We start from the raw sequence: 22,214 nt of genomic DNA, 5'->3' as shown, positions 1-22,214 counted from the left end.
TCCTTACAAAATTGATGTGTGCTCCTTCTTAAGTACACCTCGTTAGCGGACTAACCACATGTAGGAAGCATAAGGACTAAGCTGAAGCTTTTGTGTTAATTTAGGTGCATCTGCTGTATTCCCAATCAGAAGCTCGTCCTTACCACTTGGCGACAATTCAGACCAGTGATTATCTTCAAAGCGGAAAGAGATCTTTTTACTGCTGAAGTTCGAGACCACAACAAGTGTCTCTTCATCGCCTGTTCTGGCGTATGCGAATACTTCCGGATGACCTTCATCGAGTCTCTTGAAAATACCTTCTATAAATATTTCATATTCCTTGCGTAGTGCAATCAGTTTACGGTAATGGTGGAAGATGGAACCAGGATTTTCCAGCTCCTTCTGCACATTGATGTTTGGATACCGCTCGTCTACCTTCAACCATGGAGTACCAGTGGTAAATCCGGCATTCCGGCTGTCATCCCACTGCATCGGCGTACGTGAATTGTCCCGCGAACGTTCTTGGAGAATGCTGAGAGCAACCTCCGGGCTTTTCCCCTGTTCACACAGAATGCGGTACATATTTAGTGACTCAATGTCGCGGAACTCATCGATGCTTTTCCATACCGGATTCGGCATACCGATTTCTTCCCCTTGATATACATAAGGTGTTCCCTGAAGGCCATGCAGAGTTGTCGCGAGCAGCTTGGCGCTTTCCACACGGTAAACCCTATCATCAGTGAATCTGGAAAGGGCACGTGGTTGATCATGATTGTTAAAAAATAGTGCGTTCCAGCCTCCGCCTTTCTGCATTCCAGTCTGCCACTGCGAGAACAACTGTTTCATTGCCTCGAAATCATAAGGCATCAGTTCCCACTTCTGTCCATTCGGATAGTCGACTTTTAAATGATGAAAATTGAAGGTCATGGAAAATTCCCGCTCTTCGGGACTTGAGTACCGGATACAATGCTCCAGTGTAGTTGAGGACATCTCTCCTACAGTCACCATCTCAAACGGACCAAACACCTCTTTATACATTGCTTTGATGTATTCATGGACCTGTGGACCGTCAGTATAGAATTTACGTCCATCCCCCGGTGGAACACTCCCGTCATCGTTAGGGAAGCGCTGATCTTTGGAGATTAAATTAATTACATCCATGCGGAAGCCGTCGACACCCTTTTTAGCCCAGAATAACATCATATCATTCACTGCTCTACGTACCTTCTCATTCTCCCAATTCAGATCCGCCTGGGTTTTATCGAAGAGAGTAAGATAATATTGTCCCGAAGTTTCGTCGAACTGCCAGGCAGGACCCCCGAACTTCGACTGCCAGTTGTTGGGTAAGCCCCCGTCCGGAGCCGGATCCTTCCAGATATAGTAATCACGGTAAGGGTTGTTCCTGCTTGAAATGGACTGTTTGAACCACTCATGTTCAGTCGAAGTATGGTTAACCACGATATCGATCATTAGCTTCATTTCGCGTCTATGCAATTCCTGTACTAGCTCGTCAAAATCCTCCATCGTACCGAAATCCGGGTTGATATTTTCATAATCTGCTACATCGTAACCGTTATCATGTTGCGGCGAAACATAAACCGGCTGTAACCAGACAATATCGATTCCAAGCTTCTGCAAATAATCTAATTTCTCAATAAGTCCTTTAATATCTCCTGTTCCGTTGCCTGTAGTGTCCTTAAAGCTCTTCGGGTACACCTGATACACCGTGGAGCGGCGCCACCATTCCGAATACTGGGACTGACTCAAGTTGAACACCTCCAAAAAGAATTCTTTATTTCAACCATTAAACCTGTATATACAAGTTCAAACACTTCACACAGTTTAAACCTGTATATACAGGTTGTCAACACTATTACTATCGAAGGAGTGGCATGAGTAGAAACTAGATTATTTATAACGTTGTATTAGAATGCGATTCATCGAATAAAGGATTAACGACAGGTGGCTATAAAATTAACCCCTTTAATAATTGATTATTACCCTAATATTTGATCCGTAATAACAAAAAAAGCCGCTTACTCGGCAGCTTTTTAGATACGAAGATATGTAGATAAAAAACAAACAGGATACCTTTTACTAATACAAGTTAGGTACCCTGTTTCTTTTCAAAGTGTCTATTCAAATTAAGTTTATTTAAGCTCCTGTAGGAGACTCTGACCAAATTGGGGCATGGTCACAACAAAGTTATCAGCAACTGTTGCTCCAATATCCGAAAAAGTCTTCGATATAGGCAGCTCCCCTTGTCGATTGAAACTCTTACTGTAGAGTAGTAAAGGAACATATTCACGGGTGTGATCCGTACCCGCATGAATGGGATCATTCCCATGGTCTGCCGTAATTATTAGAAGATCGTCTTCACATAGCTCCTTTAGAACTTCATGTAATCGATCATCAAATTCTTCTAGCGCTTTCCCATACCCGATCGGATCTCTACGATGGCCATAAAGTGCATCGAAATCAACAAGATTCAAGAAACTAAGTCCTGTAAAATCAGTATGAAGGGTCTCCATGAGTTTATCCATGCCATCCATGTTAGACACTGTACGCAAAGACTTGGTGACACCCTCCCCATCGTATATATCTGAGATCTTGCCAATCGCTAGTACATCGAACCCGGCATCCTTGAGCTCATTCATCACGGTTCTTCCATAAGGCTTCAAGGCATAATCATGACGGTTCGATGTTCTTTTGAAATTTCCGGGCTTCCCGAGGAATGGTCTAGCAATCACTCTGCCTAGCATGTACTCCTCACGTAAAGTAATCTCTCTGGCAATCTCGCAGATTTGATACAGTTCTTCCAAAGGAATAACCTCTTCATGAGCCGCAATCTGAATCACGGAATCTGCTGAAGTATAGACAATGAGTGCACCTGTGTTCATATGCTCTTGTCCAAGCTCATCGAGAATAGCTGTGCCACTAGCGGGTTTATTCCCAATCACCTTTCGTCCTGTTATTTCTTCTAATTCATTAATTAATTCATAAGGGAACCCTTCAGGAAACACTTTGAAAGGAACATCAATTCGTAGGCCCATGATTTCCCAGTGACCTGTCATCGTATCCTTTCCATTAGAAGCTTCCTGCATTTTGGTCCAATAAGCTAAAGGGCGCTCTACTTTGGGAACTCCGGGTATTGGGTCAATATGACTTAACCCTAGCTTGGATAATGCAGGAACATGTAGCCCATTCATTTTTTCTGCAATATGCCGTAATGTATGTGATCCTGCATCCCCAAACTTTTCAGCATCTGGAGCTTCACCAATGCCTACAGAATCCATAACGATGACAAAAATCCGCTTAAACCTGGGTGTTTGTTTCATGTTAATACTCCTTGCTTCAACTAGAATATGATACCGATAATCAAAGATGATAAAACGCTTACAAGTGTGGCGCCAAATAACAGCTTTAATCCAAATCGTGCGACGATATTCCCTTGCTTTTCATTCAATCCCTTCACTGCACCCACAATGGTACCAATCGACCCAAAGTTAGCAAATGAGATTAGAAAAACGGAGACAATGGCTGTAGTACGGCCACTTAAACCTTCTTGAATCTTAACAAAGTCAAGCATAGCAACGAATTCATTCGCAACAAGCTTTGTCGCCATAATACTACCGGCCTCAACAGCTTCATGCCATGGCACACCGATAAGAAAGGCGATGGGTGCAAAGACGTAGCCTAACACTCCTTGGAACGAGATTCCGAATATGCCACTGAAGACCCCGTTAATCAAAGCAATGATTCCCACAAAACCAACTAACATTACCCCAACTACTATGGCTACTTTAAAGCCATCCATAATATATTCGCCCAGCATTTCAAAAAACGTTTGTTTTTCTTCTACCTGAACTTCAACAATATCTTCTTCAGGTGTAACTTCATACGGATTAATGATGGATGAAATGATAAATCCGCCAAATAGGTTTAATATCAATGCAGCTACTACATACCGAGGTTCTAGCATCGTCATATAGGAACCAACGATTGACATGGATACCGTAGACATTGCAGACGCACATAATGTATACAAGCGATGTTTCGGCAATAGTCCAAGCTGGTTTTTCACCGAAATAAACACTTCATTTTGTCCGACAATTGCGGCTGTAACTGCATTATAAGATTCCAATTTACCCATGCCATTTATTTTACTCAGCACCAGTCCAATATACTTTATAATGAATGGCAGTATTTTGTAATGTTGCAAAATCCCTATCAATGCTGACATAAAAACAATGGGCATCAAAACATAAAGGAAAAATGTATGCGCCCCTTCATTTGCAATCCCGCCAAACACAAAGTCAGTACCTTCATTGGCGTATCCAAGTAATTTTGCAAAACTATCAGCAAACCCTTTAATCAAAAATTCTCCAATGCTCGTTTTTAGGATAATTAATCCCAAACCTATCTGAATAGCAATCATTACAATGATTGGACGATATTTAATCTTTTTCTTATTGTTACTTCCTAGCCATGCCAGTAATAGAACAATAACCAGACCAGCAATAGAAATTAGATAATGCATTTTTAGCCCTCCAAATTATCGGTTAATTTTCTTGGAATCCTCATATCGGAATGCATCTTTCCACATTAACCCTTGTTCCAAAATAATCGCTAACAGGCTTCCGCATATTAATCCATTATTTAAAATGGCTATCACGATCGGAGATAAATGGGCCGTAGCTGATGCAGGAATAAACATTAAACCTACACCCACTAAAAGGGAAAGCCCACTGACAATAAATGTTCGCTCTTCATGAATAACCTTTTTCAATTCCTTTAGCGCTAGTCCGACCATCTTCACAAAAATGACGAAGGTAACAGAATAGCCTATGGGAGCTGGAATCGCAGATATGAAATTCATCATAGGCGGAAACAAGGATATTGAGATCACTAAGCTGCAGCCTATTAAAAATGATCTGCGCTCCCTCATCCCTGTTTGCTCAACATATCCCGCCGCTCCCGAAATAGGGACTGAGCCGATCGCTCCTAAACCACCACTAATAAGATGCGTAATTCCAGAAGTAAACCCGGCGCGCAAATAACGACGATGATCCCCTTGCTTGGGTTTCATAACGGTCTCCATCAAACGGATGGATGCCACTGCATTGGTTATTAATAATAGGGTTAGTAAAAATGCAGTAGTAATTGTCCCGGCATCGAATCGGGGTTTTCCAAATGGGAATATTTCCGGCAGCTTAAATAGAGTATCCGCACGAGAAACCGCCGGCATACTACCGCAGATTATAAATAATAGGCAGCCTATCACTATACTGAAAATTATTGAAAACTGGCTGAGTAATACAAAGCGGCTGTTGCCTAACCAAAAGGTAATGCAGACCACAATCACACTAAGGATGAACACTTTAACATCTAACATGGTGTGGGATATGGTAATCCCCATCATCCCTTTCATAAAAGATCCGCTTAATTGAAAGATCAATAAAAGTAAATAAATAAAGGTGATGGTTGGAGTAAATAGACGAGCGATTTTATCCATTAGCTTAAATGCTGAAATTAGGATAAACAACACTCCGCTAATGATCATCGCTCCACTTAAAGCCTGTAAAGCGCCGTTGTTAGAGGAATAAAGTCCCCCCACTAAACTCGCGTAAATGGTAAAAATGCTCCACCATAACCCTGCCGGACCTTCATGAATAGGGAATTTATGACCCATCAGGCCTTGTAAAAATCCAGCTATTGCTAAAGTAATCATGGTGCTCTGAATGAGTCCGGAAGTCTCTATGGGTGTTAAGTTATATAAATCTGCGATAGCAATGGGTGCAGCAATTGCACCAGCGATCATAAAAATCATCCACTGCAATCCTGACAGTATTACCTTCATTTCTTTCTCACTCTCTTTTCTAACAACACTACACTCTTATCAATAAATCAGCCTTCAATGACTGTGTTAAGAGCTACTTCGACCATTTCATAAAAGGATTGTTCACTTTCTTTATGAGTTAGGTGTTCCTGTCTTAACAATTGACTGCCGACGGTCAAAATCGATAAAGCTTTTACACCATATTTAGCGGCTAAAGTGTATAGGGCGGTACTTTCCATTTCTACAGCTAATACACCGAAATCCATAAACTTGTGAAGCCGATCTAAATTTTCACGATAAAATTCATCAGAATTATAGATGTTACCAACAAACACATTGGCATTTTTAGCTTGTGCTTGTTGATATGCTTTCATTAGCAATGAGAAATCTGCCGTTGGTGCAAAATTACAGCCATGAAAGATCTTTTCCGTCATATTACTGTCTGAAGATACTGCTTGGGCTAATATAATATCGCGGATATTGATTTCTTCCTGCATCGCGCCACATGTACCAATGCGAATCAATTTCTTAACTTCATAATCGACGATCAATTCTGTCGCGTAGATACTCATCGATGGATTTCCCATCCCTGTCCCCTGAACCGACACAGGCACACCCTTGTATAATCCAGTGTATCCATACATCCCTCTTACTTCGTTATAACAATAAGCCTCCTCTAAAAAGTGTTCTGCCACAAACTTTGCACGCAAGGGATCTCCTGGGAGCAAAACGAGCTCTGCTATTTCTCCCTTATTTGCACCTAAATGCCTACTCATAGTTCTTCCTCCAACTTTTAATAGTAAACTGAGGTTTACCGAAATCGCTTTCCACTTGCCTTCAAGTAAAATCAGTTTCGAAACTAGATTGAGCATAAGGTTTTTTAACATTACAAACTAGACCAAAAACTTACGGAGCTTACGGAAAATAATTGGTCAAATTATAAAAGCAGTTCTTTACGAATGTTGTCTAAGTCTCTTTTAGAGGGGATCGTAGAAATAATAACAACAGGCACTGTCTTTAATGCAACCGGGATATTACTAATGACAAGATCGATATTATTTTGCTGCATGATCTCGTCGGTCAGGCCTTTCATTATGGAAGTATTAAGGATCAACTGATCCCCAATTTCTTTTTTTATCAAATCTGCTATGTAATGACGAATTGAAAATTCTTCCCCGATCACTAAAAAAGCCCTCTTACTTTTGTAACGTAAACTCGAGCGGACAATTAAGGTTAGCTTTGTTAAATGAAAGTGATTAAACAAAACAGAAGGGTAAGTTTTATTCCACGTTTGCATACAGGTTTGCAATTCTTGATAAATCTGCTGGCACTCCTTTTGAACATATGTTGTTAAATGACTTGTTGAAATCATCATCCATTCAGGAATGGCATTTTCGATTAATAGCTTGTCAAAGAACCCGTAAATCTCCAAAATAAACCGTTCTTGCATATGCAAGTTCGGGTATACCTTTGCTAATAACATTAGAAGCAGATTCCCCATTTGATATTCTTCTTTATCCTTATGTAATTCTACTTCTTTCATCGGAGTGATCTCTGACCCTTCATAATAATGATATTGGCTGAGACTAACCATGGATTGCATAAAGAATATTTCACTGTTTGGAAATTTAAGGGACAGCTTGTCCTCAAGACGTTTTGCAATAGTTTTCACTGGAAAATAAAACATCCCCTTTTCCCAAGGGTAAGCATTTTCGTCGATTTTCACACATTTTCCTTTAGCCACTCTTTCTATAACAATGGCCAACAAAAACGATAATCTCCTTTTGGAATTGATAAAATATACAATGTTATTCTCATTTTCTATATTTGTGATTAACTGATTAATATAAGCAAAATCAACATTCGCAAAGGGCCAGCCTGTAAACTCATACGCATCACAATATAACTTCCAATAAAAATATCGAATATTCATTTCATTCCCTTTGATCATGGGGGTAGAAAAACTAATGCGTAGCTTATAAGCTTTTAGATCATCATTATTTAATTGCACAATCAATTTCTTCAAAGACGAGGTACTCATAAACATGGCTTCGGAGAGCTCCTCCACAGACAGTCGCCCTACATTCGTAAACAAAAAATCCATCAGCCGATAAAAGATGGTTTGTCTGAACATAGAAGAAATCACTTCACTAATCGTACTTCGCCCATCACGTTGAAGAACTATTCCCTTTCCTCTAGAAACCTCAATGGTTACAGTAGATGGTAATTGCTTGCTGATTTCCTCCACCATCTTCCGGATGGTCTTATCAGAGATCCCTAAACTTTTTTCAATTTCCGCTAAGGTAAACCATCTATGTTCCGTATCAAGCAGCGTTAATAGTTGACTAGCTAAATTAAATCCCTTATCCATTTTTCTACACCCACTTAATTTCGTTTTAATTTTTATAGTATAAACAAATTCGCAACCATAACCCTATTATTTTTCAATAAAAAAACCCGGGCTTTATTTACCCGAGTTTCACATCACATTATATTTGTGTTTTTTCTTCAATAGGGCTAATTGCTTTCAGCTGCATCGTTATGACGGCTGCAATAACGGCTTTGATGATGTCTCCCGGAAGAAAGGCCAACGCTCCGACAAGACCAGCCCAGATCGAAGTATTGGTTATCAATGCCATGACAGGGGCACCAATCAGACTCACTAGTAATACACCGAAGATTATGTTGATAGCTACCAGCTTCCAAGTTCGAACCTTCGGCCAGATTTTTTCGGAATACCAGCCAATAAGGCCGGCCGCAATTGGAAAGCTAAATATGTATCCTGCAGAAGGTCCAACTAGCACCGAGATTCCGCCGCGACCGCCGGTCAGTACAGGCAGCCCAATGGCTACTAGTATGATGAAAATAATTAGACTGAGAGCGCCCATCCGTTTCCCCAGAAAACATCCAGCCAACATGACGCCAAGTGTCTGGGCAGTGATCGGAACGGGGATGAAGCCTAGTGGGATGGGCGGTATCATCCCCAACACCGCGATAAGTGCTGCGAATAATGCAGCATAAATAAGTTCTTTTGTCTTCAAAAAAATGACCTCCATTGGATATCAATGATTGTATTCTGGTTAGTAAATACGTCCAGTAAGCTGAATTATAATGGAGATATTCTTTATTGTAAACCATAAATTATTATATGGTTTACAATAGAATAAAATACCATGCTTGAGTTTTTCCTATTGTTATATAGAATTAGAGTATTCAGTCGCAATCGTTGGATGTTAATCTATTCAATGGGTTTTGGTCGGAGAGTTATACTTTTGGAGGTTTAAGTTCATGACAGTAAAAGAACATATTCTTGCCTTACTCGACAGTAATAAGGGTGAATATTTTTCCGGCGAGGAAATAGCCGTTCAGTTATCCGTGACGCGCAGCGCGGTCTGGAAAGCCATAAAATCTTTACAGACAGACGGTTATTCCATACAAGCTGTAACCAATAAAGGATATTCCATGTCACCACAAACGGATATCTTATCAGCCAGTGCAATTTCAAAGTACCTGGATACTCGGGGGCAAAAGTTACGAGTTGAAGTCTTTAAGACCATATCTTCCACGAATGAAGCCGTAAAAAACCTTGCCTCAAATGGAGAAGCTGAAGGTAAGGTGATTCTTTCGGAAGAACAAACAGCTGGTCGCGGGCGAATGGGCCGGAAGTTCTTTTCTCCACCTGGAACGGGTATCTATATGAGCATCCTGCTGCGTCCCAAGCTGTCCGCAACAGACTCAGCTTTATTGACCACTTGCGCCGCAGTAGCTGTAGCCCTTTCTATCGAGAGCGTATCCAGTAAAGAAACGCAGATTAAATGGGTAAATGACGTTTTCATGGAAGGGAAAAAAGTGTGCGGGATTCTTACCGAAGCATCCGTGTCACTGGAAAACGGCTGGCTTGATTATGCTGTTCTCGGCATCGGTATCAATGTAGTCCTCCCTTCCGAAGGCTTTCCCACTGATCTTACCGAGATTGCAACAACTGTAATTTCCGAAAACAATCCTTATGGTGATCTCCGCAACCGTCTCGTTGCAGAAGTACTAAACAATTTCATGAGATATTATGAGCATTTAACGGACAGATTGTTTCTTTCCGAATACAAAAAAAGGTTAATTTCACTTGGAGAACCTGTGACCGTGATAAAGGATAATGAACAACGTAAAGCAACAGCCATTGATATCGATGACGATTGCCATCTGAAAGTCAGATATGAGAATGGTGACGAGGAGTATCTTTCAAGTGGAGAAGTCAGCATTAAAATTTAACTGGAGCTTCGCCTCCAAAGCAGCTATGTGCTGCCTCATGGCAGGCTGCGTCATCATACGAGCCAAAAAAACCTTGCTGATCCAAGGTTTTTTTAGATGAACTTAAAATATCAACTTAAAGCTTAGGATTCTACTGTACTAAAGTATCTAAATCAGGCTGCAATTTGTTCCGCAGAACATACAGCATGATGGCACCCACAAGGAACGCAACAGCATCCGAAATGACGAGCGACCAGACTACTCCGTGAAAACCGTTCATTCGATTAGCGATATACAATACTGGAATCAGAGTAATACCTTGAATAATTGACATAATAAAGGCGGCGGTTCCTTGTGCTGTCGCTTGGAATATCCCTGTAAACAACGCAGTCGTTCCTGAAATGAACAGGGATAAGAACGTTACATGAAGAATGTAGCTGCCCAGTTCAATTAATTGAGGGTCATTCGTAAATAAACCGATTAAGTGGTCTGAAATCAGATATACAATAATGCCGAACACGGCTGCTAATGCCACAGTCACTTTGATTGTAAAAGTAATGGTGTGCTTCATGCGTAATTTGTTAGCTGTAAAAGAGAAGGCAATCAGCGGCACGACTCCCTCACATAAGCCCATCAGGATAACCTCTGGAAATTGTAATAAACGTGATGAAATCCCGAAGGCCGCAATGGCCTGCTCCCCATATTCGACCAGAAAACGGTTAAAGATGAGTGACATTGCACCCATGAAGAGACTCATAACAAAGACTGGAACTCCAATTTTAAATACATTGCTGAGAATGTCTTTGGAAGCTTTGAACCATTTTACGGAGATGGTTAAGAATTGGCTCTTATATCCCATGTGGAAGGCATAGAATGCACTAGCAACCAAGTTAGAAATGACTGTAGCAGATGCAACCCCGATCACGTCCCAATGGAAGACGAAAATGACTAGCGCATCGAGAATAATATTCACAACAACACTGAGAAGCATACCGATCATCGAAGTGATTGCTGCCCCCTCCGAGCGCACGATATTCTCCAGCGTGAAGAATAGAACGACGAAAGGTGAACCAATAAGCATAATCGTGACATAGTCCTTCGTGAATCCGAAGGAGTCAGGCGTCGCTCCCAAGCCATGAACGATTGAATCGATCAATGGGATGCCGGCAGCCATCAAAATAAGACCGAGAACTAAACTGCTGTAAAAGGCGAATGAAGACACATGCTTTACATCATCATATTTTTTCTCTCCCAGCAAACGGGAGATAAATGCACTGCTACCGATGCCAATCAAGTTACCAAGCGCCATTATGGCGGCAAATAACGGTAAAGTTAGTGCGAGTGCGGTTAACATCGCAGTATTGCCCAGTGTACCAAGGAAATAGGCGTTCAAAATGGAGTATATGACACTCATCGACATGCCTAGCATCATCGGTACTGCGAAGTGAGCTACGGCTTTTGCGACAGGTGCTTTTTCAAAGTAATGGAGGTTTTCTGCATCCATAGGGTTCACCACTATCTTTCTTTATTTTGTTTTTTGAAATTACTTAGAATTCTAACTATCGGTCCAATATGAACCGTGACGCAGCAACAAGCAAACCTGTACCCTAACGTCGAGTTCTCAGATTTGGCATACGAAATTTGATTATTCTTCAGTTTCACATTACGCTGCCTTTGCCGTTCATCTTTCTCTGGTGGAAAGGCAGCGCCTCAGCTACTGTTTGCAAAAAGACTCTAATTACTTATCGTCCGGGCCATGTGACTTGTCAGGTGACGAATTACTGTCATCTCTGGAAGGCCAGCCGAATCCGCGCATGTCACCATGCCCTTCTCCGCCAAACCCAGGGAATCTGCCGCTAAAGCGTTCGTCCCTAGAATTTCCCCACATTTTGTGCATTTGTCCGCGCATAGCCATCAGTTTTTCAAATTCCTCTGTTCCCATACGCTCCTTTGCGGCTTCCATCCACATAGCCATCACATCACGTTCTCCGTCCGTTCCAAGTTCTTCCTCCAAAGCTGTAATGACGCGAGTTAGGTAATCCCCGAAAGCTATCTGCTCTTCTGGCGATAAGCGAGAAAATATGTTGCCGTTGTCTATCTCTTGTTTCTCTTCCTCTTGCCCTTTTTGCGTTAGGTAAATCAACATGATACGTTTGTCTGTTTCTGAGGGCTTACGGGTGATGTATTCTGCTTTCTCCAGTTTACCAAGCAATTCATTGAGGGATGATACACGGATGTCCAGCATATAGGATAAGTCTTTGGTGCTGATACCGTCTTTCATCCGAAGAAATGCTAATATCCTGCCTTGCCCACGTGATGCGTCGGCCATAGGACCAACCGCGGCGTGAGTTTTCAAGTGTTGCCTTTGCAACAACCATTGCAGTTTCGCGAGTTTTTCGTATAACTCATCATTCATGTCCATAATGAATCCTCCGTTGAATTTTTACGGTACCTGTTGCTCTTTGTGACGGTACCTGTTGATTTGTATTATAACGGTACCTGTTAGATATGTCAAAATGTTTTTTGCAGGTACCGTTAGTATGTTGTTACGATGTTTCTGGGAGGTGGCTTATAAGCTTGCAAACAAATACAAAACCCGCGCCCCGCGCGGGTTATTTTAAAATTATATTGTGATCAGTTTTCATTTTATATATCTGCAAGCAATCCTTCAAAGCACTTTAAAACGGTTTGCTCGCCTATTCGATGTGCCTTGATATTCTACTTATCACCGGCAAGTGTAAGCCACTTGCGGTTATGATGTTCCTGTACTTCAACAGGGGTATCGAAGAAATCGCTCAAGACATCCGACTGCAAGCAGTTTACTGTCTCATCCCCTTTGTAGATTTCGCCGCTCTTTACCAGCAGCGTGTGCGTAAAGCATGGTGTTATCTCTTCGATATGATGGGTTACATACAGCAAGGTTGGTCCACCGGGTTGCTTTGTTATCTTCTCGATCATCTGCAGCAGCTGTTCACGTGCAAAAATATCTAGTCCCGTGCACGGCTCATCAAGGATTAGTAGATCTGGATTGGCCATTAGTGCGCGTGCAATGAGGACTTTCTGACGCTGTCCTTGCGACAAGGTATCATATGTACGACCAGCCAAAGAAGAGCAGTCTAGAAACTCCATTAACTCCTCGGCTTGCTTTTGATCCTCTTCATTCGTCTTATCATACAGACCAATCGTCGCGAATATTCCGCTTAGGACGATGTTCAGGGCAGTCTGATGGCCGTACAGCTTCTGCTGCAAGGAGGTGCTTACCCAACCGATTCGTTTGCGTAGCTCTCTCAAATCCACATCGCCAAAGCGATGGTCCAGCACTTCGACTTGTCCTGTTGTCGGCCAGATATAGCCGTTCACGACGTTTAGCATCGTCGTTTTTCCTGATCCATTCAGACCGACGATACACCAGTGTTGTCCCTGCTTCACTTCCCAATTCATATCGCGTAAGATCATTGTCGTATCACGTTGCCATGATACATTTTTGAGTGATATAATCATGCCCAATTTTCCCTCCTTAAACATGCTTCAATGAGTTCAATATTATCATGGTAAAGTCCTTCCCGTAAAAAAACATAAACGCAAGATTTTCTCGCCAGCGGTTCTACGGACAATTAATCTTTGATTCTCTGTTTGTTTCGGTATACTGTCGGAGGGATCCCGTTAAGCTGTTTAAAAATCTTACTGAAATGATATTCTTCGTAGTACCCGCATAATTTGGCGATTTCCTTAACTGGATAATCGGTAAAAACCAGATAACGACAAGCTTGCTGGTTCTGTAAGTGCATATGGTATTCCTTTGGCCCCATCCCCGTAAATTTCAGGAACATCTTCCGCAAGTAAGATGGCGAAATGCCGTATTTCTCCGCCAATTTCTCAATCCGGTGATGATCCTTATAGTCGTTCTCGAGAGTTTTCTTGATCTGTTCGAAGGCGGCGAAAGCTCCAGACTCCATCAGATTCCAGTCCGGTTGTACGGTCTGGTGCAGCATATGCAGTAGGATCTGCATTTTAGCCCGGGATACAGCTATGCCATCGGTTAGTCCGGGCAGCCAGTTCTGGTGAATCCCCCAGACCAGCTGGCTAATTTCCTCAGCTTGCTGTTGGTTATATTGGCTTAAGAAGGGAAGTCTCAGTTTTACGATTGGCTTGACTTCCTTCCATACCGCATCATAACCAAGCTCTGCACAATCGAAGAGCAACATCGTTATGCGAAGTGGAGCATCCATCTGCGAGCGCATGGACAGTTTAAGGCCTGGTTTTAAATAGATTAGCATTCCAGCCTCTACTTTGTGCTCAACATTGGTCAGGAAAACCCCTTTACCTTCATGAATCCAGTACAAGCTGTGCACATTTACCATGTTACGGATGTCCTCCCAGCCGGGATAAGTAGCTTTGTCGAGTACAAAATGGATATGCACTGTGAGGTCATTCAGCTTGTAATCATTTTCTTCCAATTAATAATCCCCTCCTGCTGCTAAAAGAGCGATTTAAACAAGACGGTAACGTTTTTTTCTATTCAATGCTTAAACTCCAAATGTTACTATCCATATTATCAAGATGTCTGAAATTCACAATACATTACAGGAAATAAAGGAGGAACACACTTGTTAAGGACTTTTAGCGAGTATCAAATTCGGAGAACTGCGCTGTTGGATGGGCCTTGGGATTTCATGAAGGATCCGTTAAATACGGGTGTTCAAGAAAAATGGTTTGAGCGATTTCCACATTCTTGGCAGTCTCTTTATGTGCCCTCGTGCTGGAATAATGAACTGGGAATGTACGATTATGAAGGTGTCGGTTGGTATCGTAAAAAAATACAGACTGTGAATTCGCAGCATGTCAGACTCATCTTTCATGCCGTGCTGGGCCACGCCGACATCTATTTGGACGGGCAGCACCTTGGGTATCACTATGGAGGATTTACACCTTTTGAATTTATTGTTCCTTCCTTAGGGGCAGGAGAACATGAGATTATCGTCCGGACGGACAGCACCTTGGACCGACTTACGATTCCTACGGAGCAGGTGGATTGGTTTCATTATGGGGGAATCATACGGTCGGTGGAGCTGCAATATTTGCCTGAACTTTACATCGAACAACTGAAGATTGATTATGAACTGCATGGACCAGATGCCGATGTCACTGTTCAGGTGAGGCTCCATTCCTTCTTTAAGGAGCAGCACACTACAAAGATCACATTCTCCGAAAGCGGACATGAATTGCACTCGGAAGAAGTACAGATTGAAACTGGCCAGACCCTCAGTCATACGTTCAAGTTGCTTATGCCTGAAGTACGTTTGTGGAACGTAGGTCTTCCAGAACTGTATACCTTTCAACTGCGGACAGAGGAAGACGACAAGATTGAACGGATCGGTTTTCGCTATATTGAAACAAAGGATCATCGGATTCTAATTAACGGTTCACCCGTTTATCTTAAGGGTGTGAATAGACATGAAGAGCATCCTGAGTGGGGTTTCGCCTTCCCTCCGAAGCTGATGCACAAGGAGCTCAGTATCATTTTGGAGTTAGGTTGCAATTCCGTCCGGGGTTCTCATTATCCCCAAAGCCCATATTGGCTTGATCTACTCGATGAGCAAGGGATTGTATACTGGAGCGAAATTCCGATATGGGGAGCCTTTCTGCCGAACGAAACAGTAAGTGAGCCGCTCTTCCAGGAGCGTGCACTGACTATGATTGAAGAAATGATCAGCTTGCATATGCATCACCCAAGTGTGATCTTTTGGTCCGTTCATAATGAGATTGATACCCGGACGCAAGAAGCATATGCTTTCACACAAGCTCTAGTCGGATTGGTGAAGAAACTCGACAGTACTAGGCTTGTCACCTACGCTACGATGCATCCACTCGAAGATATTCTACTTCCTTTATTCGATGTTATCGGTATTAATAAATATTTTGGTTGGTACGAAGGCGATACAGCCAGCTTTAAAGACATGCTGGAACAGTTCCATGTGCGTGCGGAGCAGATGGGAGCCGGTGACAAGGTAGTGCTCATGACCGAATTCGGTGGTGCTGGACTATTTGGGGATGTGGGCTGGGAGCAGAGATTGTTCAGCGAGGATTATCAGGCAGATATTGTAACTGAAGCACTGGCGATCTTCAAAAATGATTCGAAAATTGGCGGGACTTACATCTGGCAGTTTGCAGACATCCGCGGCGATCTGAAGAGCAGCAGCAAGAACTTTCGCGACCGTGCCCGCGGCTTCAACAACAAGGGTCTGGTTAATGAATACCGCAAACCTAAACAATCCTTCCGTGAAGTGCGCCGTATCTATCAATCTTGGACAGATTAATATCCACATTGACTAAGAAGCCCATCGTCAACATGGGTTTTTTTAGTGTCTGCATTCTTAGTTCCTTACAGCTGGTGTCGGACGCGATATTTATATAGTTAAGCTGGGCGTATTAAGTCGGTTCTATTCTTCGCGTACTCGGGTAGCAGTAAGTTGATTGTCTATTTTCGGCATTCGATACAAGTGCTTGTCCTCTTACACTGCAGATAGATAAAGGAGTTTTAATCTAGAGTGATCAGTATGGTATGAATAATACTTGTTAATTTCCCATGGTCCGTTGCCGTTTTTACCATTGTACGTAGTCCTAACCAGGCATTCATTAAATAATGGGAAATAGCCTCGGGCTCCAGTGAAATTCTAAGTTCACCTCTTTGCTGGCCAGTCTGAACGAGGTCATATAACAACTTCTCCGTTTTTGAATAGCTATTCTCAACAAAGGATGCAACCTCCGGATCCAGTACTCCCAACTCCACACCCGAATTAACTATGAAACATCCTTGAGGTTCTCCTTCGCTCCTCATCGAAGATTCTAGAAATTGTCGAATGATCTCCTTTACGGGTTCTTGTTTCTCAACCAAGAATCTCATTTTTTTGTTTTGAGTAGATTCGTACCGTTGGAGTGCCGTCAAATATAAGGCGTGCTTATCACCAAATGTATCATAGATACTTCTTCTGTGAATTCCCATACAGTCTACCAAATCTTGCATTGAAGTTTTCTCGTAACCTTGCATCCAAAATAGTTTTATCGCTTTATCTAGTACTTCATTAATTTCAAATTCTTTGCTTCTTGCCATTGTAATCACCTCAAGCAATCATTATACATTTAAGTAAACGATCCGCAAACTAATATATAAAACGTAAATAAAATCAAGCAAGATGCTTGATTTTATTCATAACATGATAACTTAACTGATGCTTACCGAAGAATTCTTACTTTGTCTGCTTATAAACAATCCAGAGTCCAATCTTTTTCCAGCGTTTGCAAAAAAGTTGTACCCCACGTTTAAGAATATGGAAGCCAGTTCTTTTTGCTCCAGTTTCTTCAACGATCGTTTTAGTGACTAATATCTAATTCGATTTAAAACTCAGATATAATTGGATAGATTTGATCTCTCAGATTGAAGTCATAGTTCTGGTCAACAATTCCTATCATATCATTGCTATCATAAAGCTCTACCATGAAACTCGCCATTTGTTTGGCAGTGTGGTATTTAGGCATGTTTGCTTTGTAATCAAATTCTTCAGCATCTATAGATTTCTTCACAAATTCCGTTTCAGTTATTGCTGGTGCTAAAACCTTTGCTTTTAATTTCGCGCCTTTAAGCTCTAGTTCCTTTGCAAGCCCTTCGGTGAAGGCACTAACATAATATTTAGATGCAGAATAAGCAACGCTCCCAACAGCAATGGTATATCCGAGTGCGGAGGATACGTTAATTAACTGAGTTCCTTCTACATCAGCATAATCTCGCACAAATAGTGTAGAAAGGATCGTCAAGGATTCGATGTTAACACGTAACATAATTTCAACTTTATCTAAATTCTGTTCTACCACAAAAGAAGCTTCACCAAGTCCTGCATTATTAATCCAGGTTTCTATTTGGTATTCCTTCAAAGTGTTATACAGTGTGTAAGCCTGCTCTGTAACAGACAGATCACTTGAACGAACAATAACATCTACATTAGGATCAATATTCTGAATTGTTGATTTAAGTTCTTCTAATTTATCTAATCTTCTAGCTACCAAAATTAAATTTTTACCGCGTGCAGCAAACGCTAATGCTGTTTCATACCCAATTCCTGAGCTTGCTCCTGTAATCACTGTATATTTCATATTATTCTCTCCCTTTTAAGTTTTTTGATCATTTAACAACATTTCAATAGAGTTTTGTTCACGATTAAACTTGTATCTCATTCATCCCTCCCTTAATAAATTTCTTCAAAATATTCAAGAACGATCATTCTAGTTAAGGTAAAAAAACTACACTATTAACTCTAATTTAAATCAGTATATCAATTCTAGAATGATCAGTAAAGAATTTTTTGACAACCAATTGAGATATACTCCTTAAAATCTGATAATAACTTTCCCTTTAGGATGACCTTCAGCAACAAAATTCAGTGCTTCGTTAATCTCTTCTATGTGGAATTCTGTTGGGTCCACTGCTGGTACAATCCCATTATCTTCAATAATCTTCGTGATTTTCTTTAATTGTTCGCCATCACTGCGAACAAAAATGAAATGATATTGAATCTTCTTTTTCTTCGCTTTATGATCATACCTAGCCCCGGCGATGGTGAAGAGCTTTTTTTTCCAGCCAGAGAAGCCCAGATCTTCTGCAAAACGTTCGTTAGGACCGTTCCGCAGAGAAAGAAGGCGGCCTCCTGCTTTAATAATTGAAAGCTCATGATCAAATTCGCTTGGTCCCAAGGTATCAATCACATAATCTACATCACCAAGCTGTTCCCAATAGTTCTCAGTCGTATAATCAATATATTGGTCTGCACCAGCGGCCATTGTCCGTTCACGTGCTTCTGGATTTCCACTGGTGATGACCTTGAGCCCCATGCTTTTGGCGATAGGAATGGCCATTTGGCCAAATGAACCAGAACCTCCAGGGATAAACACGATTTCGCCAGCTTTAGCATCTAATTCTTCATTTAATCCTTGATAGGCTGTCAATCCTGTTAATGGCGCAGCTGCACCAGTCACAAAATTCAAATTAGCGGGTAGGTGCCCGATGGCATTTGCATTAATTGCCGCGTATTCCGCAAAGGCACCGATTTTTTGTAGTGGCAGACGTGAATAAATTGCATCGCCAACTTTGAAGCCTTGCACCTTCTTACCCACTTTTTCAATAACACCCGTCAGCTCGTTACCAAGTACCAATGGGAATTCATAATCCTGAATCAGCTTTACGCTTCCGGTACCAATGAGCAATTCCAAATGATTAACTGCTGCTGCTTTCACCTGGACCAAGACTTCGTTATCACTTATTTCTGGGATTGGAATATCGTTCACTTTTACTATGAACTTTTTTGAATATTTGGTGATCTGTGCTGCTTTCATAATTAATGACCTCCTATGCGTTAAAAAAGTAACATTTATTTATTTTTGTAACTTATACAATAAGCATAAAGCAATAAGTTACAAAAATCAACAATTGTTACTGATTATTTTATATGTTAAAATATTCGCAAGTGTATTAACGATAAAAAGGAATTTATTGAAGAAAGAAGGGTTGGCAGTACTGTGGCTAAAATCACACAAGAGCTCATTATTGAAACAGCTGAGGCATTAATTAAACGCACGGAAAAATCCGAAGTGACACTCTCACAAATTGCGGATGAATTAAGTATCACCCATGCAGCGCTCTATAAGCACTTTAAAAATAAGCAAGAGCTCTGGGCAGCCGTATCTAAGAGCTGGTTCAACCGGATGATTTCAGAACAAATTAAATTAGATATGACTAGTTTAACTAAACCGCAAGAATTGCTTCACGATTGGTTATGGGCATTTGTTAACGCAAAAAAACGCGCTTATAACGAGAATCCCAAGATGTTTGCCTTGAATACTCAATACGTGGATAGCAATCCACTGGTATTACGCGATGTTCTCTGGGATTCCTACCAAATTATTGACGGCTTCATGGACTATCACGATCCCCACTTGGAACGGGCTGAGGCGATTCTCTCTGCGTTTGCAGTATTTAGCCTCCCATCCTTCAAAGAATCCTGGAATTTACCTGACTACCAAGACAGGTTTGAACGCATCTGGAGTTTAATCAAACAGGGCCTATGAATTCAAATCCTCTAGTTTTTAAAAAAATTATTCTTCAATCATAAACATGGTCCAGAAGCTTCTGTCTTCTGAAGTACTGCCGTTGCTCTCCCACTTTTGTCCGGTTCCCCAATTTTCGTAAAACATGGAATAAAATTATCATTACGAAGTCCTGTTTTGGTGGAATACGCGGAATTCCTGAATTCCTCACTGAGCATGCCAATATGTGCGGGTTACAGACGACTTCTGGAACCTGTGGCTGGTGAATGGCAAATTCAAGTGCGATTATCTTTAAATCTCTCCTAAAAATGGTTTGCTAAAAAAATGTAAAGCCGGTTATTCAGGATCATCCTGAAACCGGCTTTTTATTTAGAACAAATTAAAGGTATAAATTTTTTGCCGAGTCTGTTAATGCAGTCCTCAGTTCTAAGTTCTAATCATAAAAATGGCCCCTATAGTTCCCTTTAACTCTAAAAAGTTTAGCTTTTTTCTCGGCTTCTATTCCGCAAGCCTGTAAGTCCAAGCAACCCTAAGAGACCCAACCAGCTCCAATTAGTGCCTCGATTCTCATCCCCGACTGCCTGTGCTCGGTAATTTCCATTCTCGACCGCTGTTGAATTATGATTACCCGTTGCATTAACATTCCTTGCATTCAGGTTATCATTTGTTTGATTAGCCGAGTAATGTGTTTGTATCCCTAGGTTTGCTTCATCTTGGTTCGCAAATGCTGGAATACTTAAAAGTAAACTAAGACATGCAACTGATGCAAAAGTAGCAATCTTCTTCATTTTTTTCCCTCCAGAACAATATTGGGCAGGCAGCACCCATTGCTATTTTCCCCTATTTAATCCTTCCTATCCGAGAATTTTGAGGAATAGCTTTGCTTCTGATTGTTCTTCCCTCCTGTCTTTCCCTCGCTTGGAGTAACAGCGAATAAGGATAGCAGTCACGTTCCGCCCCTACGGCTGCTATATAAAGAAGTGATCGTGCCTCGATTTCTTTTTCAATTCCTTCAAGGGTGCAAACCATAACAATGTACCTAAATAAGCGCCGAGGACAGGGCTTAACATTTTACCAAAGGTGTTGGAAGCAATGACTCCCATTCCATCCCTGCCTCGATGGAGATACACTCGACTCTCTCCAGTGATAACCAACTTCATTGAATGCAAAGGCAATTATACTTGCAAGCGGTCCGTTAGAACGATTACTGATAAGTCCTCTCTAAAATAGTATCTGCCATCGTCCATGGAAGTATCTATCCAATCATCACGATGAAAAACATTTGATTCCTCCACAACTCGTGTTCAATTTTATCGTTCCTTATTTTCACATTTATCCTATTATGAGAAAATTAGTGCTATTTATTCTTAAACTTGCACGGATGTCGAAGCCTCAAATTGACATACCTATTTTATGTGAAAAGCTGCAATTTTCTTGTTGTTGTGGGCATGCTAATGTTTGTTCAAATCCAACAATAAAGGAGACTATTTATGACAGGGATTCTAGGCGGTAACCCCAAAGAAGAACCGATGCATTATGGAGAGATTTTTACGGTTTGGCAAGCCTCAATGGTCGCAAAGGGAGCCCTCTCTTGTTACAGAGCTTATATGTACCACGCGGGCGACAATGACCTGAAAAAAATATTAGGAGCTTTAATTGATCAAGCGGAGCTTGAAATCAGTGAGTGTGATACACTGCTCTCAGAGCAAGGTATTGCATCTGCACCAGTAATGCCAAATCGGCCCGATGCTAAACTTGAAGATATTCCTGTAGGGGCACGTTTCACAGATCCTGAAATTGCAGCCAAACTTGCAGCTGATAATGCTGTTGGACTTGTGGCATGTAGTCAGGCAATGGGACAATCGATCAGAGAAGATATAGGGGCTTTGTTTGCTAAATATCACCTTACCAAAGCAGCCATCGGCCTTAAAATTCTACATTTGACTAAGAAAAAGGGCTGGTTGATTCCTCCACCTCTTCTTGTTAAAAGACCTGAATCCGTGAAGGCGTAATTCTACTCACTCTTTAGTTTCTTATAAAAGAAGGCCCGCGATCT

19 protein-coding genes are annotated in these 22,214 nt (G+C 41.4%); 4 read left to right on the top strand and 15 right to left on the bottom strand.

What is annotated here, in order from left to right:
• Positions 1-42: 42 nt before the first annotated feature.
• From treC to NYE72_RS15695, 7 genes are all read right to left on the bottom strand, one after another.
• Positions 43-1,746 (bottom strand): alpha,alpha-phosphotrehalase, encoded by a 1,704-nt coding sequence (gene treC, locus NYE72_RS15725; protein WP_038571266.1) that lies wholly within the window; start codon positions 1,744-1,746, stop codon positions 43-45.
• Positions 1,747-2,129: 383 nt separating this feature from the next.
• Entirely contained in the window at positions 2,130-3,317 is a 1,188-nt protein-coding gene (gene deoB, locus NYE72_RS15720; RefSeq protein WP_038571264.1) for a phosphopentomutase, read from the bottom strand.
• Positions 3,318-3,337: 20 nt separating this feature from the next.
• Positions 3,338-4,519, bottom strand: coding sequence for a NupC/NupG family nucleoside CNT transporter (locus tag NYE72_RS15715; protein WP_339209970.1), 1,182 nt, complete (start codon positions 4,517-4,519; stop codon positions 3,338-3,340).
• A 15-nt stretch (positions 4,520-4,534) separates the two neighbouring features.
• Positions 4,535-5,839, bottom strand: a complete 1,305-nt coding sequence (locus NYE72_RS15710; protein WP_076213759.1) for a purine/pyrimidine permease — start codon at positions 5,837-5,839, stop codon at positions 4,535-4,537.
• Positions 5,840-5,886: 47 nt separating this feature from the next.
• Positions 5,887-6,594, bottom strand: coding sequence for a purine-nucleoside phosphorylase (gene deoD / locus NYE72_RS15705; RefSeq protein ID WP_036677145.1), 708 nt, complete (start codon positions 6,592-6,594; stop codon positions 5,887-5,889).
• Positions 6,595-6,755: 161 nt separating this feature from the next.
• Positions 6,756-8,189 (bottom strand): helix-turn-helix domain-containing protein, encoded by a 1,434-nt coding sequence (locus NYE72_RS15700; RefSeq protein WP_036677148.1) that lies wholly within the window; start codon positions 8,187-8,189, stop codon positions 6,756-6,758.
• 118 nt (positions 8,190-8,307) lie between these two features.
• Positions 8,308-8,859 carry a biotin transporter BioY gene (locus NYE72_RS15695; protein ID WP_036677150.1) on the bottom strand — a complete coding sequence of 184 codons (552 nt, stop codon included), beginning with the start codon at positions 8,857-8,859 and terminating at the stop codon, positions 8,308-8,310.
• 247 nt (positions 8,860-9,106) lie between these two features.
• Here NYE72_RS15695 and NYE72_RS15690 point away from each other — a divergent pair, with 247 nt between their 5' ends.
• Entirely contained in the window at positions 9,107-10,084 is a 978-nt protein-coding gene (locus tag NYE72_RS15690) for a biotin--[acetyl-CoA-carboxylase] ligase (RefSeq protein ID WP_038571255.1), read from the top strand.
• 130 nt (positions 10,085-10,214) lie between these two features.
• Here NYE72_RS15690 and NYE72_RS15685 read toward each other — a convergent pair whose 3' ends face one another.
• From NYE72_RS15685 to NYE72_RS15670, 4 genes are all read right to left on the bottom strand, one after another.
• Positions 10,215-11,567 (bottom strand): MATE family efflux transporter, encoded by a 1,353-nt coding sequence (locus tag NYE72_RS15685; RefSeq protein WP_038571252.1) that lies wholly within the window; start codon positions 11,565-11,567, stop codon positions 10,215-10,217.
• A gap of 234 nt (positions 11,568-11,801) precedes the next feature.
• Complete coding sequence (locus NYE72_RS15680; RefSeq protein WP_051490959.1) at positions 11,802-12,485, bottom strand: MarR family transcriptional regulator; 684 nt, start codon at positions 12,483-12,485, stop codon at positions 11,802-11,804.
• A gap of 296 nt (positions 12,486-12,781) precedes the next feature.
• Positions 12,782-13,564, bottom strand: coding sequence for an ABC transporter ATP-binding protein (locus NYE72_RS15675; protein WP_339209966.1), 783 nt, complete (start codon positions 13,562-13,564; stop codon positions 12,782-12,784).
• Positions 13,565-13,677: 113 nt separating this feature from the next.
• Complete coding sequence (locus tag NYE72_RS15670; RefSeq protein WP_339209964.1) at positions 13,678-14,520, bottom strand: AraC family transcriptional regulator; 843 nt, start codon at positions 14,518-14,520, stop codon at positions 13,678-13,680.
• A 150-nt stretch (positions 14,521-14,670) separates the two neighbouring features.
• Here NYE72_RS15670 and NYE72_RS15665 point away from each other — a divergent pair, with 150 nt between their 5' ends.
• Complete coding sequence (locus NYE72_RS15665; protein ID WP_339209962.1) at positions 14,671-16,380, top strand: glycoside hydrolase family 2 TIM barrel-domain containing protein; 1,710 nt, start codon at positions 14,671-14,673, stop codon at positions 16,378-16,380.
• 221 nt (positions 16,381-16,601) lie between these two features.
• Here the strand turns inward: NYE72_RS15665 and NYE72_RS15660 are convergent, their stop codons facing one another.
• The 3 genes from NYE72_RS15660 to NYE72_RS15650 form a co-directional block, all read right to left on the bottom strand.
• A complete protein-coding gene (locus tag NYE72_RS15660; protein WP_076130488.1) occupies positions 16,602-17,174 on the bottom strand; it encodes a TetR/AcrR family transcriptional regulator in 573 nt (190 codons plus the stop codon).
• A 284-nt stretch (positions 17,175-17,458) separates the two neighbouring features.
• The gene (locus NYE72_RS15655) at positions 17,459-18,211 is read right to left on the bottom strand and encodes an SDR family NAD(P)-dependent oxidoreductase (protein WP_036677164.1); all 753 of its coding nucleotides are present in this window, start codon (positions 18,209-18,211) and stop codon (positions 17,459-17,461) included.
• A 234-nt stretch (positions 18,212-18,445) separates the two neighbouring features.
• Positions 18,446-19,447, bottom strand: coding sequence for an NADP-dependent oxidoreductase (locus tag NYE72_RS15650; RefSeq protein ID WP_326047159.1), 1,002 nt, complete (start codon positions 19,445-19,447; stop codon positions 18,446-18,448).
• A gap of 183 nt (positions 19,448-19,630) precedes the next feature.
• Here NYE72_RS15650 and NYE72_RS15645 point away from each other — a divergent pair, with 183 nt between their 5' ends.
• Positions 19,631-20,179 (top strand): TetR/AcrR family transcriptional regulator, encoded by a 549-nt coding sequence (locus tag NYE72_RS15645; protein WP_038571236.1) that lies wholly within the window; start codon positions 19,631-19,633, stop codon positions 20,177-20,179.
• Positions 20,180-20,637: 458 nt separating this feature from the next.
• On the opposite strand, the gene NYE72_RS15640 is transcribed toward NYE72_RS15645, so the two are convergent.
• Positions 20,638-20,946 carry a WGxxGxxG family protein gene (locus tag NYE72_RS15640; protein ID WP_038571232.1) on the bottom strand — a complete coding sequence of 103 codons (309 nt, stop codon included), beginning with the start codon at positions 20,944-20,946 and terminating at the stop codon, positions 20,638-20,640.
• A gap of 702 nt (positions 20,947-21,648) precedes the next feature.
• Between NYE72_RS15640 and NYE72_RS15635 the strand changes: the two genes are divergently transcribed.
• Entirely contained in the window at positions 21,649-22,170 is a 522-nt protein-coding gene (locus NYE72_RS15635) for a DUF3231 family protein (protein ID WP_036677170.1), read from the top strand.
• Positions 22,171-22,214 lie beyond the last annotated feature (44 nt).

Origin of the sequence: Paenibacillus sp. FSL L8-0333 (assembly GCF_037965665.1) — a bacterium.
GTDB lineage: Bacteria > Bacillota > Bacilli > Paenibacillales > Paenibacillaceae > Paenibacillus_AQ > Paenibacillus_AQ odorifer.
Note: the sequence above shows the minus strand (reverse complement) of the source record. Positions and strands in the feature narration are given on the sequence as shown.

What these genes read in the sequence shown, in the direction of transcription:
- NYE72_RS15690 (WP_038571255.1), top strand. Translation starts at nt 9,107, where the DNA reads ATGACAGTAAAAGAACATATTCTTGCCTTACTCGACAGTAATAAGGGT.
- NYE72_RS15650 (WP_326047159.1), bottom strand. Translation starts at nt 19,447, where the DNA reads ATGAAAGCAGCACAGATCACCAAATATTCAAAAAAGTTCATAGTAAAA.
- NYE72_RS15635 (WP_036677170.1), top strand. Translation starts at nt 21,649, where the DNA reads ATGACAGGGATTCTAGGCGGTAACCCCAAAGAAGAACCGATGCATTAT.
- NYE72_RS15685 (WP_038571252.1), bottom strand. Translation starts at nt 11,567, where the DNA reads ATGGATGCAGAAAACCTCCATTACTTTGAAAAAGCACCTGTCGCAAAA.
- deoB (WP_038571264.1), bottom strand. Translation starts at nt 3,317, where the DNA reads ATGAAACAAACACCCAGGTTTAAGCGGATTTTTGTCATCGTTATGGAT.
- NYE72_RS15680 (WP_051490959.1), bottom strand. Translation starts at nt 12,485, where the DNA reads ATGGACATGAATGATGAGTTATACGAAAAACTCGCGAAACTGCAATGG.
- NYE72_RS15660 (WP_076130488.1), bottom strand. Translation starts at nt 17,174, where the DNA reads ATGGCAAGAAGCAAAGAATTTGAAATTAATGAAGTACTAGATAAAGCG.
- deoD (WP_036677145.1), bottom strand. Translation starts at nt 6,594, where the DNA reads ATGAGTAGGCATTTAGGTGCAAATAAGGGAGAAATAGCAGAGCTCGTT.
- NYE72_RS15640 (WP_038571232.1), bottom strand. Translation starts at nt 20,946, where the DNA reads ATGAAGAAGATTGCTACTTTTGCATCAGTTGCATGTCTTAGTTTACTT.
- NYE72_RS15655 (WP_036677164.1), bottom strand. Translation starts at nt 18,211, where the DNA reads ATGAAATATACAGTGATTACAGGAGCAAGCTCAGGAATTGGGTATGAA.
- NYE72_RS15710 (WP_076213759.1), bottom strand. Translation starts at nt 5,839, where the DNA reads ATGAAGGTAATACTGTCAGGATTGCAGTGGATGATTTTTATGATCGCT.
- NYE72_RS15715 (WP_339209970.1), bottom strand. Translation starts at nt 4,519, where the DNA reads ATGCATTATCTAATTTCTATTGCTGGTCTGGTTATTGTTCTATTACTG.
- NYE72_RS15700 (WP_036677148.1), bottom strand. Translation starts at nt 8,189, where the DNA reads ATGGATAAGGGATTTAATTTAGCTAGTCAACTATTAACGCTGCTTGAT.
- NYE72_RS15675 (WP_339209966.1), bottom strand. Translation starts at nt 13,564, where the DNA reads ATGATTATATCACTCAAAAATGTATCATGGCAACGTGATACGACAATG.